The organism is Burkholderia sp. LK4, assembly GCF_001043615.1.
Lineage (GTDB): Bacteria > Pseudomonadota > Gammaproteobacteria > Burkholderiales > Burkholderiaceae > Burkholderia > Burkholderia cepacia.
Genome location: NZ_LDUL01000029.1, coordinates 71,377 through 83,809, shown reverse-complemented (window position 1 = coordinate 83,809; position 12,433 = coordinate 71,377). Strand labels below are relative to the sequence as shown.

Sequence of the window (12,433 nt, the reverse complement as noted above, 5' to 3'; positions counted from 1 at the left end):
GGAAGGAGCATCAGCAATCGCTGGTAGGGGCTCCGGATATTCCAGCTATGCTTATATAAGCATATCCTCCCTAGCATTTCTAAAGTGAGAATATCCTCACCGAAAGATATGCTTACGTAAGCATATGCATTTCCTTACGCATTGGGCGGTCTCCGTGCATTGCGCAGGCGTGAGGGCCGCTGCGCGGCTGGCTGACCAGGAAGGACGGTGCAGGGCTCACACCTTTCGTGCTGGGTACCTTGCTGACTGCGATCTGCGCTGCTCGGATGGCGCTCTATTGGGAGATTGATTGCATTCAGGTTGCACGAATGCAGGATGCCGGTGGGGCGGCGGATAGGTTCGCCGTCGTTGCTTCCCCGACAGGTGGCATGTCGAGTTGCATCGCGGCTAGCCTTTCCTTTGGCGCGTCGAGGATCGCGAGAATCTGATGCGCAGGCCATTCGTTTGGGCCCGTGATCAGGAGCGTGCACCGGAGCTTTGCGGACGGAAGGCTTGTCGCAATGGCTCGCGTAAATCACCGGGCGGGCACTGTATTGATGGCTAGGCTATCCATCAGTTTTTCAGGGGGACTGTGTGCACACCAAGCGATTTACGCAAGTCCTGGCTGCCCATGGAGAGCGGCACTTGCCCGACCGAGCTGTCGGCGAGTCGTCTTACTCCTGATCCTGAATCAGGAAACGATTCCGGTTCTTGGCCTCTTTGATCCACGCAGGCGCGCGGCCACGACCCGACCAAGTTGCTCCGGTCTTCGGATCGCGGTACTTCGCTTCCACGGGAGCCTTGGCAGCGTTTGCCGACCGACTGCGACGTGAGCCGAAGATGTCCTTTTCAGTAATTCCAAACTCGGCAACCTTGGCGCGGATGTCGTCGACAACTGCTTGAAATTCCGCTTGGCGAGCAGCTTCCGTCTTTGCTGCAAGCGCGTCCATCTGGGCCTTTAGTTCTTTGTAAGTGGACATGTAGTCCTCCGTTGGTTGTGTGGTACAAATGATAGCGTTTTCACGCTGGTGCAGGGGATGAATATTTATTGGGAATTCTGATGCGGACGTCAGAATTGGTGCGATGTATTAGCACCGCTTTGTAGATGTTGAGCCGCAATGTCTCACGTTTGAGACAGCCCGATGTTCGCTGGATCGGTTCGGAAAACGAACGTCGCGTCCACAGGCTGAGGGGGGCGGTTATCGCTGGATGTAAGCTTCACGATCTGGCCAACTAGATTGTGGAACCATCTGTCTGGTGACCGGCAGGTATGAGCTATGTATCGAACTCAGGCATCGGCACTTTGATGCTGAACATCCCGGCATACCTGAGGTCGTATGAATTTGATGGTGCGACGGTCTATGTCTGAGGAGAAAATGTGTACTTGATATGAAACAATGCGAGGATTTATCGTTTCAAATCGGATTTGGTGCGCATATCAATTGCATGGAAAATGTATATCGGTGGAATCTTTGTTATTCTTCGGTTGGTTTTGTAAAAATTGGCGTCAAATTAAAAAATTATAACTCGAGCTATTGCTTTGTGAATTTCGGGTTGAGACTGGGTCTGATGGGTTGTCGTCGCTCTTTCGGGGGGGCTGTTGGTAGGGGCGGCGAAGCGGTAGTTAAGACACTGGACTTGCCCCTGCATGACCGGACACGCGGTCACGCTTAGGTTGGAGAATTTGTTTGCTGGCGAAACTCGCGTGGCGAGCGGTATTTCAGGGCCTTGTGCGGGTGGCGCTCGTTGTAGTAGTCGGACGCAATAGCCAAGTTTTGCAGCGCCGTTCTTGCGTCGAGCTTGGGCATCGACGAAACGTAATCACGCTTCATCGTTTTGACGAAGCTTTCGGCCATTCCGTTGCGCTGCGAACTTCTCACGGGTGTCGTGACGGCCTTCAAGCCGATTTGATGCGAGAACGTCTGCGTCTCGTCGGCAATGTAGCAGGAACCGTTGTCGCTCAGCCATTCGATTTCGCTGTCAGTTTGCAGCGCGCCGTGGAGGCGGCTTTCGACAGCCTGAGCATCACATCGTGCACCATGTCACCGGTGTAGCCTCCCATGGTCGCAGCAGTCCTGCGCAAAGCTGACGCGCAGCCGTGGGCTGCCGTCGCATCGGAACTCGAAGCCATCGGGACACCAGCAGCGTATTGCTACGGTCCACGGCCACGCGGCCGTCATTTTGCCACTTGTCCCGCCGCACGCCAGGTCGACGCAGCAGAAAATGGTGCTCACGCTTCACGCGGTGGATCCGTTTGTGATTGACGCACGGTGCACCGACCATCTCGCGGCTGGGCTTCGCGGCGCACGCTCGTGAGCTTCTTGCGTCCCATCAGTTCGCCGCGCGCAATGTCGCGATCGGAGTCGCCCTGCCGCATGCTGGCAAGGACTTGGCGATAGTCAAACAATTCGAACCTCCGATTGGCCATGGACGCTCCGTTCAAAAAGAACAAAGCGTACCGACTAGGAAAGTTCGAGCCGTGCCGTTACTCCCGCACTACTGGCACCTATGTGCGGCCCCCGGATTGGCTCCATATTTGCTGACCCGTGACACGTAAACCTATCCGGTATTTAAGAGAATCGTCGTGTCCTGAGATTCACGGGGCTACTCCAACAACTGTCCGACAGACTCCTCCTGGGAGGGCGTTGCTGTCGTTGAACAATGTGCGCCGCGCGAACGCGACGACACCGGTGAAGATCAAACGACGGTGCTATCGGCAGGAAGATCGACGGCACGGATGGACAAGGCACCCATGAGGCTGACAGTTCGTACGACAGACGGCGACCAAGAGTGGATCAGGTCGCTGTCGTGCGTGTCGAGACGAGCGTTGAATCCAGCCAGTCCCGGCGCATCGCCAGACGGATCGAGCAACAGCAATGCATGGGAATTCCGTTTGACTGTCGATGCGGGCGGGATGGCCGCCGGGCTCAGGCTGGGCTCGCGTGCGGTGCCCGTACAACCGTGCGAAGGAATTGTCGTGCGCGCTCTGTCAGCGGGTTATCAAAGAAGCGATCGGGCGGCCCCTCCTCGATCAGTTGCCCCTTCTCCATGAAGACGATCCGGTCAGCCACTCGACGGGCAAATGCCATTTCGTGCGTGACGATCAGCATCGTGACGCCGCTGGTCGCGGCGAGGCTCTGGATCACGTTGAGTACCTCACCGACCATTTCGGGATCGAGCGCGGAGGTCGGCTCGTCGAACAGCAGTACCTGCGGTTCCATTGCGAGCGCGCGCGTGATCGCGACACGCTGCTGTTGACCGCCGGACAGCTGATCCGGAAATTTATTGATGTGCTCGCCCAGACCGACGCGCTCGAGCAGCAGTTTTGCACGCGCCTGCGCATCCGACCACGACATGCCGCGAACCCGGACCGGCGCGATCGCGACGTTACGCAGCGCCGTCATGTGCGGGAACAGGTTGAACTGCTGAAAAACCATTCCCACTTCCGCGCGCACCCTTGCCAGATTGCTGCCCTTTTCCACGTTCATGCCGTCGACCACGATGCTACCGGACGAAAATCCCTCAAGCAGATTGATGCAGCGAATCAGCGTGGACTTGCCGGAGCCGGACGACCCGAGCAATGCGATGACCTCGCCGCGCTCGATGCGCAGGTTGATGTTCTTGAGCGCGTGGAATGCGCCATAGTGTTTGTCCAGATTTGTGATCGTGATGAACGACGGCGCGTCAGATTCACCGGAATGAAGTTGATTCATGCGTTACCTCGAGATTTCAGCGTGAGGGAAAACCGTCAGCTGCGACGCTTCTGACGCGTTTCCAGAAAGCCGACGAATCGCACAAGCGGCCAGAGCAGCAGCACGTAGAGGATCGCCGCGCCGATCAATGGCGAAGGATTCGCATAGAACGCCTGGGCCTGCGTAGCCTGCTTAAGCAGATCGGGCATCGCGACCACCGACGCGAGAGCCGTGTCTTTGATGAGGCTTACGCCCACGCCGGTGGCAGGCGGAATCACCAGACGCATCGCCTGCGGCAACGTGACATCGACCATCATCCTTGGCCAACTGAAGCCCAGCGATTGGGCCGCCTCGAACTGCCCCTTCGGGACGGCCTCGATGCCGGCGCGAAACGTCTCGGCCATATAGGCGGAAGCCACGGCGGACAGTGTGGCGGTCGCGGCCCAGAACGGCGGGAGCCGGATGCCGACGAATGGCAACGCGTAATAAACGAGCACTAGCAATACCAGCAGTGGAATTGAACGGAACACGTCGATGTACGCAACGGCGAGCCGGTCGAGTGGGCGCGGCGCGTAGATCCGGAGCAGCACCAACACGAGGCCGGTCAGGACGGCGAAGAACAGGCTCGTCGCGCCAAGCAGCACGGTTAAACCGAAGCCCTGCAGCAGCGTCGGCAACGTTTTCAGCAACACGTCGAGGTTGAAAAAGGTAGTGAAGATGTCCATAGGCGTGTACGTTGATGCGAGCCGGCGGCGAACCGGTTCGGCTCGACTTTCGCATATGCTTGATCGAAAAGGAATACTTATTGATTTGTTACACAGTCAGGATTGCGGAATCGGCAGAACCGTAACAGTGCTGGAATTCTGCGGCGGGAGCGTGCCGAACCACTTCCGATACAGCTTCGCGATCTCGCCGTCCTGCTTCAGTTTCGAGAGAGTTGCGTCGACTTCCTTGAGCATCGGGCTGTTCTTCGGGAACATCAGTGCTAACTGTTCGTGAGTCGGAATGCTCGTGACAATCGTGTACTGCGGCTTGTCACGGATGTAGTACGCATCGTTCGCGCAGTCGTTAACCAGCCCAGCGATGCGGCCCGTGGCGATGTCAAGCATCGGATCAGCGGTGCTGTCATAACGGCTGATACCCGCGACCATGTAGCGGGTCTGATTCTCCGTCGCCCACATCTCACCCGTAGTGCCGGTGACGACCGCCACCTGCTTGCCCTTCAGCCCGTCGAGATCCCGGATGCCACTTTTCGTCGCTACGGTCAGGCACTGGTTCGCATCGATGTACGGCTGCGTGAACGCCACCGATTCGAGCCGCTTCTTCGTGACCGTGATCGAGCCGATCGCGACGTTTGCGCGGCCGGACTGCACCGCTGCGAACAGGCTGTTAAAAGGCATCGGCGTAAACTCGATTGATTTGTGCAACCGCTTCGCGACCAGCTGAAGTAGCTCGACCTCGAAGCCGGACAGCTTCCCCTGGCCGTCCTCGAATTCGAACGGTACGTTAGCGACGTTCGCGGCCACGTTGAAATCCGCGGCGAGCGCCGCGCCGCTGGTGGCGAACAGCATTGCAGTAACGAGAGTGATTTTCTTGAACATCGGGGTCCCCTGTGTCGGTGTGATTAGTGAAACGTCGGTGTGGTCGAATCGAGCTCGCATGTCGTTGTGCGACTTGTTGACGGCGACAAGTCTGGGTCTGGCTCAAAGGTCCGGCAGGCGGCACGACGCCTATGCAGTGCGCAAGCCCGCGAACAACCGCCGGGTAACGGCGCGGGGTTTCGTCAGGCGCCGCGGCCGCCATACCGGGCGGTGCTCCCATTACGCATGCCGAGCATGCGTCAGGCTCTCGCGCGAGAGAGAAAGCCGGCGAGGCGATCGACGCCGTCGAGCAGCTTCGCATCGGAACTGACGGCGTGGCACCAGCGCAGCCACCCGTCCCCTTCGGGACCGAAAGCCGCGCCCGGCGCGAGGCCGAGGCCGGTCTGGTTCAGCAGTTGCCGCGCGAGGCTGACCGAATCGTCGTGCCCGGCAATGCGGAAGAACAGATACATCGCGCCGCCGGCATCGGGCACCTCGATACCCGGCAGCGATGTCAGTGCATTCGCCAGCAGCGCACGTGTGTGCGCGAGCATCGCCCGCATCCGCTCGACCTCCTGCTCGCCCTGCTGGAGGGCGATCGCCGCCGCGCGCTGCACCGGCTCGAACATGCATGAGAAGTTGTATTCGACGACCTTGGTGAGATCCGGGGCTAGGGCCGGCGGCACTACCATCCAACCCGCCCGCCAGCCGGTCATCGCCCACGCCTTCGAGAAGCTGTTGACTGAGATGATCCGGTCGTCGGGCTCTCCGAGCTTTAGGAATGACGGAGCCGAACGTTGGTTTGGGTCGTAGACGAGCCGCTCGTACACGTCATCGCACACGATCCAGATTCCGTGCTTGCGGCAGTGCCGCAGGATCGCGTCGGCGGTCGGCTCGTCGATGGTCCAGCCGGTCGGGTTGTTTGGCGAATTAATGAAGAGCGCGCGGGTTTTCGGCGTCAGTGCGTCGAGTAGCCGCTCGAGATCCAGCGTCCAACGTCCGTCGCAAACGTGCAGCAACACGCGCTCCACCTGCGCGTCGAGGATCTTCGGGATTTCGCAGACGTTGGGCCATAGCGGCGTGATGACCACGACGCGGTCCCCGGCCGACAGCAGCAGCTCCGACGCGATCATCAGCCCCGTGACTCCGGAGCTGATCGCCCCGATGCGCGCGACGTCAATCGGTCTGTCGTGCAGGCCGGACAGATAAGTCGCGATGGCTTCCCGCAAGTACGGCCGGCCGAGATTCTCCGAATAGAAGGTTTCGCAGTCGTTCAGTGAACGCGTGACCTCGTCACGGATGAAGCGTGCCGTCGGTACGTCGGATTCGCCGAACCAGAACGGTGCGACGTCCGCGCGTCCCATTGCACTGTTCGCGATGTCCCGGAGCAGGGATCCCGCCAGGTTTTGAATGGAAGGTCTCGCCTGGACGGAATGCATGAGGTGTTCGGTCATGGTGCGGATTCGGAGAGAAGGTTGAGACGCGAGCGGGGGGCCACGTCAGGCTCAGGATGGATCCCATTATCTCGTCACGAAGATGGATTTTTTTGCCGAAAAAATTATTGATTGCGCTAAATTATGAAAATTCCTTCCAAAATCAGGACTACAAATGGGAAACCGATCGATCGGCAATCTGGACCATATTGACCGCCAGATTCTGGAGGCGCTCCAAGCGAATGGCCGGCTGACGATGGCCGAGCTGGCGGAAAAGGTGTCGCTGTCGCAGTCGCCCTGCTGGCGGCGCGTTCAGTTGCTGGAGGAGGCGGGTTTCATCGAGGGTTATCACGCACGACTGAGCCGCAAGATGCTGGGCCTCAGCGTACATGGCTTCGTCAGCGTGCAGATGCGCGAACACTCGCTGCCGACGGCGGTGACTTTCGAGCGCGAAGTCGGCGAGATGCCGGGAGCGATCTCCTGCCAGAGTCTCTCCGGCAGTTATGACTACCAGATCGAACTGGTGGCCGCCGATCACGATGCGTTTACCAGGCTGGTGCGCGAGATCCGCGCGTTCGCCGGCGTCGCGAACGTCTACACGAGCTTCACGCTGCAGGAGATCAAGATTGGTGGTACGTTGCCGATCGACGGGGGTTGAAGTTTGGAAGTTGCGCTAATGGTGTCCGTTGAACCGCCAATCGTGTCCACTATTTCCGCTAAGGCGGTCACCTGTAGTCCTTGAACATGCGTATCTCGTGATAACGGCCGATCGCTCATAGCGCAGCAGCGAAGAGACTCGACATTAGAAATACAGAGGCACAGAGGCGGGGATCAGGCGCCTGCGTGGCGCCCCAGGCAGCCTCGACCAGACTCGCCCGTGCGTAAGAGCGCTCGCGCTTGGTGATGTGGTCGCGCCTGGTCGGTGTTGGGCCCGACTGATAGACCGACGGATTGAGTCCGAAGTAGCTCACTAGCTTCTCTGGACTAGTAAACCGCTCGACGTCGCCAATGGTCGATAGCAGTCCGATTGTCGATCCTGGCATCGCGCTCGGCAAGGCGCTGCGCATCAACGGCTACAGGCGGCCCGTGGACGGCTGTATTGGCGGTTCCCTCCAGAACGCGAAGGATGAGAAATTCAACGAGGTCGACGGGCCGCGTGAGCGATGCGATATTGACGGCTCGCGCGGCTCTCCGACCGGCCGATAGGCCTGCCATGTGACCCCCACTGTGGAGACGCGGCGCCGGACTGGGATTAGGCGGTTGAGGTTTGCGCTGCGCCTGTTGTTCTTCTTCGGCAAACGCCTTTCAATCATGCCGACCGCCCGCCCTGATGCAGGGCACGTCTCCAGTCGCCCCGCGGGCTCCTTACGCCGCACCCTGCATCAACGTTCCGCTCACAGCGCGCTGAACGTTTCCGCGATGCCTGTCTTCATGCCTGCGTGGCACTGCCGCAGTGTGACGTCGCCGGTTATTTTCTGTATTCAACCGCCGTTCACACGCCTTGCCTCGGACTCCGTGCCATCCGTTTTCCTGGATTTCGGGTGGAATCCGAGAGCATGGATAGTAAGGTGGCGTCAGTCGGCCGCGCGCGTCTTCTGCGTTTGCATGCCAAGCCCTTCGATACAGAGGCGCACAGTCTGGCCCGGCTTCAAATACACCGGCGTCGGCTTCACGCCCAATCCGACGCCCGGCGGCGTACCCGTCGAAATCACGTCACCTGGCTGCAAACTCATGCACTGCGACAGATACGACACGATTGTCGCCACCTTGAAGATCATCGTCCGCGTGTTGCCGTTCTGGTAGCGATGACCATCCACTTCGAGCCACATGGACAGATTCTGCGGATCGGGCACCTCGTCGCGCGTAACGAGCCATGGACCGATGGGGCCGAAGGTATCGAAGCCCTTGCCCTTGTCCCACTGACCGCCGCGCTCGGCCTGCCACTCGCGCTCGGAAACGTCGTTGACCACGCAATAACCGGCCACAAAGTCGAGCGCTTCGGCTTCGCTCACGTTTTTCGCATGCTTGCCGATTACCACGCCGAGTTCAACTTCCCAGTCGGTTTTCACCGAGCCGCGCGGAATTTCGATGTCGTCGTTCGGGCCACACACAGCGCTGGTCCATTTGCCGAACACAACGGGCTCCGTCGGCACCGGCAGGCCGGATTCGGCCGCATGGTCCGCATAATTGAGGCCAATACAGACGAACTTGCCGATGCGACCCACGCACGGCCCGATGCGCGGTTCACCTGCCACGAGCGGCAGCGTCGCGGGATCGAGCGCACGCAGCCGCGCAAGGCCCGCGTCGGTCAACACGTCGCCCGCGACGTCGGGAATTGTCGCCGACAGGTCGCGGATGCGGCCTTCGGCATCGAGCAAACCGGGTTTTTCCTGGCCTACGAGGCCATATCGCAACAGTTTCATCTATTCCACCTCTCGTATCAAATCGTTTGATCAGTACCACGGAACCTGCGCTACACAACGTCCACGCTTGTACGAAGCCGTACCGCGCGTCAATTCGACCAGCCGCCGTCGATCACGTGCGCGTTGCCGGTCGTAAATGACGACTCGTCGGACGCGAGATAGCACGCGAGCGCGGCAATCTCGTCCGCCTTGCCGATTCGACCCATCGGCTGACGCGCGACGAACGCCGCTCGAACAGCGTCGACCGACGTCTGCTGGGCGCGCGCCTGGTCGACGATCCGTTCTTCGAGAGAGGGCGATTCGACCGTGCCCGGACAGATCGCGTTGCAGCGGATGCCGCTCGCGACGAAATCCACTGCGACTGCCTTCGTCAGCCCGATCACCGCGGCCTTCGACGTGCTGTACACGCACCGGTTTGGAACGCCTTTTATGCTCGACGCCGCCGACGACATGTTGATGATCGATCCGCGCCCGCGCTCCAGCATCCCGGGCAGAAATGCCCGGATGGTTCGGTACATCGACCTTACGTTCAGGTCGAACGCGAAATCCCATTCCTCGTCGGTCGCATCGAGCACGCTACCCGCGTGCACGACGCCCGCGCAGTTGAACAGCACGTCGATCGAACCGAGTTCGCGCGCCAGCGCACCAATCGCCGCCGCATCGCGCACGTCGAGCACGCGCGCCTCGAACGGGCCGCCCGACAGTGTATCGATCCGGATGTCGGTCGCGATCACGCGAGCGCCTTCGTGCGCGAAAAGCTCGGCGGTCGCGCGACCGATGCCTTGTGCTGCTGCGGTGATCACCGCAGTCTTGCCTGCAAGTCTTTGTGCCATCTATAGCTCCCGAAAGGTGGGTGTTGGACCGGATATGGATCCGCAATCAGTCATGTTGAATGTGTTCATATGACAGGTGAGCCAGAACGAGGTAATCGCCGTCTGACCCAAACTCCAAAGTCATGTGTTTTTGCTCAATGGAATCCATCCCTGACAACTGCTTCTTGAATCGCCGATGACTCCGCCAGCGCTGGCCTGTCGTTCAACGGCTCTTGCATGCCACGTTCCCGGACGGCTTTGCCCATAGCGCCGTCAGGATCGGTACAAGGCGGTGAGCAGACATGAGGCCGCGACCATCGCCGTCGCGGGTGCGGCCATCGGTTTGAAGCGCGGATTCATCTCAGCGATGTGCGTCGGGTTCGCGACGGCGGCGCCCGCCGTCGACGATGCAGCGAGCCTGGCCGCGCCGTTACCGCCGTCGATGAAGCGGTCGACGAGCATGAGCAGTACGCCGGTCACGACGATCACGATCCCGGTAGCCCGCAGGTCGATCGTTGCGCCCATGCAGAAGAACCAGACCGCGAGGATCGGCACGGTGCTGGTCATGAGCGCGTTGGTGAACGACCCGAAATACTTGCCCGCGTTGGGCGCGAATGTATGCACGCACGTACCGAGCAACATCGGAGCCAGCACGATGCTTCCGGGGATTCGATCGATAGCTTGCTTCAGTTTCATGTCGCCTCCTTGGAACGCGCTCATGTGCGTCCGCATTCTCATTTCATTGACGGAATGGTTTTTGAATCAACCGTCAATAGCAACGCACGGTCCGTGTGACCGCGGCCGTTTCCAGTCCGGCGCCCTGGTATCCTCCGGTATCGTCATGGTTACATCTGCGCGCCGATCATCCAGGGCACGAATTCCTCGTTGCCCACGCCGAGCGCCTCACTCTTGCTTTTCCTGCCCGACGCGATTTCGACAATCATGCGGAAAATTTCCTCCCCCTTTTGCTCGACGCTTGCCGTACCTTCCATTATTTCGCCGCAGTTGATGTCCATGTCATCAATCATCCGCGCATACATCTTGGAATTCGTCGCGACCTTGATCGATGGCGCGGGTTTGGCCCCGAAGCACGATCCGCGGCCCGTCGTGAACACCACGAGGTTGGCTCCGCTCGCAATCTGGCCGGTGGCACCCATCGGGTCGTAGCCCGGCGCGTCCATGAAAACCAGGCCGTGCGTATCGACGGGTTCCGCGTAGCGATACACGCCCATCAGCGGCGAGGAGCCGCTCTTCGCGACCGCGCCCAGCGACTTCTCCAGAATCGTGGTCAGGCCGCCCGCCTTGTTGCCCGGGGTCGGGTTGTTGTCGATGCTGCCTCTCTCACGCTCGGCATAGGTTTCCCACCAGTGAATGCGCTCGACGATCTTCTCGCCGACCTCCTTGCTGATCGCTCGGCGCGTCAACAGGTGTTCGGCACCGTAGATTTCCGGGGTTTCCGAGAGAATGGCGGTGCCGCCATGGCGCACGAGCAGATCGACGGCCGCGCCCAGCGCGGGGTTGGCCGTGATGCCCGAATAACCGTCAGAGCCGCCGCATTGCAGTGCGATGTTGATGTGCGAGACCGGCAGCGGCTCGCGCGCGGCCCTATTGGCGACCGGCAGCATGTGTTGCACGGCGGCAATCGCGGCGTCGACGGTCTTTTGCGTGCCGCCCTGTTCCTGCATAACGAGCGGCACGAGCAACTCGTTCGGTTCGATGCCTTCGGCGACGAACATCGCGCCCATCTGGTTCGCCTCGCAGCCGAGACCGATGATCACGACGCCCGCGAAGTTCGGGTGCTTCACGTAGCCGCCAATGGTGCGGCGCAATTGCTGGACACCTTCGCCGTGGTGATCGATGCAGCAGCCGAAGCTGTGCGTAATCGGCACGATGCCGTCAACATTCGGGTAGGCGTCGAGTATGCCGGGGGCGCTGAAGTGCTGCGCGACGAGCTTGGTCACCGTCGCCGAGCAGTTCACCGTGCTGACCACGCCGATATAGTTGCGCGTGGCCACGCGGCCGTTGGAGCGCCTGAAACCGTTGAATGTCAGAGGAACGGTTGCGGGCTCGAGGGTCTTGATGTCCTCGCCGAACGCATAGTCGCGATCGAAGTCGCCCATCGAAAGATTGTGGACGTGCACGTGGTCGCCCGCGCGGACCGGCTGCGTGGCGAAGCCGATGATCTGACCATAACGACGCACGGGTGCGCCCAGTGCGACATCGCGGCAGGCGATCTTATGGGCGGGCGGAATATCCGTCGCGGCGGCGAGGCCTCCGAAATCGGCGAGAATCGTCCCTGCGGCAAGGGCGCCGCGTGTGATCAGCACGTCGTCGTCGTCGTGCAGTTTGATGGCGAGCGAGGATTGGCTCATCATGATCCTTCTGTCTGAGGGGGCGGGTGCCGGGCCGCGCGTCTGAGATGAGGCCTGCGTACGCTTGCCGAGCAAGCGCATCATGAGGCCGGCCAGGAAATAGACGTTAATTGGTCCGACCACTTTTATTGCACGATCGAGA

At 60.3% G+C, this 12,433-nt stretch carries 11 protein-coding genes and 3 pseudogenes; 2 read left to right on the top strand and 12 right to left on the bottom strand.

What is annotated here, in order from left to right; translation table 11 throughout:
* Window positions 1-653: 653 nt before the first annotated feature.
* From VK92_RS15350 to VK92_RS15325, 7 genes and pseudogenes are all read right to left on the bottom strand, one after another.
* Window positions 654-959 (bottom strand): H-NS histone family protein, encoded by a 306-nt coding sequence (locus VK92_RS15350; RefSeq protein WP_048028045.1) that lies wholly within the window; start codon window positions 957-959, stop codon window positions 654-656.
* 690 nt (window positions 960-1,649) lie between these two features.
* Window positions 1,650-2,268: pseudogene (locus VK92_RS42935) on the bottom strand (integrase core domain-containing protein); the annotation flags it as partial.
* Window positions 2,210-2,407: a hypothetical protein gene (locus VK92_RS40045; RefSeq protein ID WP_122982900.1), complete on the bottom strand. Its 198-nt coding sequence runs from the start codon at window positions 2,405-2,407 to the stop codon at window positions 2,210-2,212. The pseudogene VK92_RS42935 and the gene VK92_RS40045, both read right to left, overlap by 59 nt.
* A 499-nt stretch (window positions 2,408-2,906) precedes the next feature.
* Complete coding sequence (locus VK92_RS15340; protein WP_048028043.1) at window positions 2,907-3,692, bottom strand: amino acid ABC transporter ATP-binding protein; 786 nt, start codon at window positions 3,690-3,692, stop codon at window positions 2,907-2,909.
* Window positions 3,693-3,727: 35 nt separating this feature from the next.
* The gene (locus VK92_RS15335; protein ID WP_048028042.1) at window positions 3,728-4,396 is read right to left on the bottom strand and encodes an amino acid ABC transporter permease; all 669 of its coding nucleotides are present in this window, start codon (window positions 4,394-4,396) and stop codon (window positions 3,728-3,730) included.
* Between the two features lie 96 nt (window positions 4,397-4,492).
* Window positions 4,493-5,272, bottom strand: a complete 780-nt coding sequence (locus tag VK92_RS15330; protein ID WP_048028041.1) for an ABC transporter substrate-binding protein — start codon at window positions 5,270-5,272, stop codon at window positions 4,493-4,495.
* A gap of 239 nt (window positions 5,273-5,511) precedes the next feature.
* Entirely contained in the window at window positions 5,512-6,705 is a 1,194-nt protein-coding gene (locus tag VK92_RS15325) for a pyridoxal phosphate-dependent aminotransferase (protein WP_048028039.1), read from the bottom strand.
* A 154-nt stretch (window positions 6,706-6,859) separates the two neighbouring features.
* Between VK92_RS15325 and VK92_RS15320 the strand changes: the two genes are divergently transcribed.
* Window positions 6,860-7,342, top strand: a complete 483-nt coding sequence (locus VK92_RS15320) for an Lrp/AsnC family transcriptional regulator (protein WP_048028037.1) — start codon at window positions 6,860-6,862, stop codon at window positions 7,340-7,342.
* A 169-nt stretch (window positions 7,343-7,511) separates the two neighbouring features.
* Here VK92_RS15320 and VK92_RS40040 read toward each other — a convergent pair.
* Window positions 7,512-7,712 (bottom strand): annotated as a pseudogene (locus VK92_RS40040) (transposase); the annotation flags it as partial.
* Between VK92_RS40040 and VK92_RS42480 the strand changes: the two are divergent.
* The gene (locus VK92_RS42480) at window positions 7,693-7,890 is read left to right on the top strand and encodes a hypothetical protein (protein WP_048028035.1); all 198 of its coding nucleotides are present in this window, start codon (window positions 7,693-7,695) and stop codon (window positions 7,888-7,890) included. The pseudogene VK92_RS40040 and the gene VK92_RS42480 sit on opposite strands and share 20 nt — an antisense overlap.
* 368 nt (window positions 7,891-8,258) lie before the next feature.
* Here VK92_RS42480 and VK92_RS15310 read toward each other — a convergent pair whose 3' ends face one another.
* The 4 genes and pseudogenes from VK92_RS15310 to VK92_RS15295 form a co-directional block, all read right to left on the bottom strand.
* On the bottom strand, window positions 8,259-9,107 hold the full coding sequence (locus VK92_RS15310) for an ureidoglycolate lyase (RefSeq protein ID WP_048028034.1): 849 nt from the start codon (window positions 9,105-9,107) through the stop codon (window positions 8,259-8,261).
* Between the two features lie 89 nt (window positions 9,108-9,196).
* Window positions 9,197-9,940: an SDR family oxidoreductase gene (locus VK92_RS15305; RefSeq protein WP_048028033.1), complete on the bottom strand. Its 744-nt coding sequence runs from the start codon at window positions 9,938-9,940 to the stop codon at window positions 9,197-9,199.
* 202 nt (window positions 9,941-10,142) lie between these two features.
* Window positions 10,143-10,615: pseudogene (locus VK92_RS15300) on the bottom strand (2-keto-3-deoxygluconate permease).
* A gap of 149 nt (window positions 10,616-10,764) precedes the next feature.
* Window positions 10,765-12,291, bottom strand: coding sequence for a UxaA family hydrolase (locus VK92_RS15295; RefSeq protein ID WP_048028031.1), 1,527 nt, complete (start codon window positions 12,289-12,291; stop codon window positions 10,765-10,767).
* Window positions 12,292-12,433: the final 142 nt, after the last annotated feature.

What these genes read in the sequence shown, in the direction of transcription:
- VK92_RS15350 (WP_048028045.1), bottom strand. Translation starts at nt 959, where the DNA reads ATGTCCACTTACAAAGAACTAAAGGCCCAGATGGACGCGCTTGCAGCA.
- VK92_RS40045 (WP_122982900.1), bottom strand. Translation starts at nt 2,407, where the DNA reads ATGGCCAATCGGAGGTTCGAATTGTTTGACTATCGCCAAGTCCTTGCC.
- VK92_RS15340 (WP_048028043.1), bottom strand. Translation starts at nt 3,692, where the DNA reads ATGAATCAACTTCATTCCGGTGAATCTGACGCGCCGTCGTTCATCACG.
- VK92_RS15335 (WP_048028042.1), bottom strand. Translation starts at nt 4,396, where the DNA reads ATGGACATCTTCACTACCTTTTTCAACCTCGACGTGTTGCTGAAAACG.
- VK92_RS15330 (WP_048028041.1), bottom strand. Translation starts at nt 5,272, where the DNA reads ATGTTCAAGAAAATCACTCTCGTTACTGCAATGCTGTTCGCCACCAGC.
- VK92_RS15325 (WP_048028039.1), bottom strand. Translation starts at nt 6,705, where the DNA reads ATGACCGAACACCTCATGCATTCCGTCCAGGCGAGACCTTCCATTCAA.
- VK92_RS15320 (WP_048028037.1), top strand. Translation starts at nt 6,860, where the DNA reads ATGGGAAACCGATCGATCGGCAATCTGGACCATATTGACCGCCAGATT.
- VK92_RS42480 (WP_048028035.1), top strand. Translation starts at nt 7,693, where the DNA reads ATGGTCGATAGCAGTCCGATTGTCGATCCTGGCATCGCGCTCGGCAAG.
- VK92_RS15310 (WP_048028034.1), bottom strand. Translation starts at nt 9,107, where the DNA reads ATGAAACTGTTGCGATATGGCCTCGTAGGCCAGGAAAAACCCGGTTTG.
- VK92_RS15305 (WP_048028033.1), bottom strand. Translation starts at nt 9,940, where the DNA reads ATGGCACAAAGACTTGCAGGCAAGACTGCGGTGATCACCGCAGCAGCA.
- VK92_RS15295 (WP_048028031.1), bottom strand. Translation starts at nt 12,291, where the DNA reads ATGAGCCAATCCTCGCTCGCCATCAAACTGCACGACGACGACGACGTG.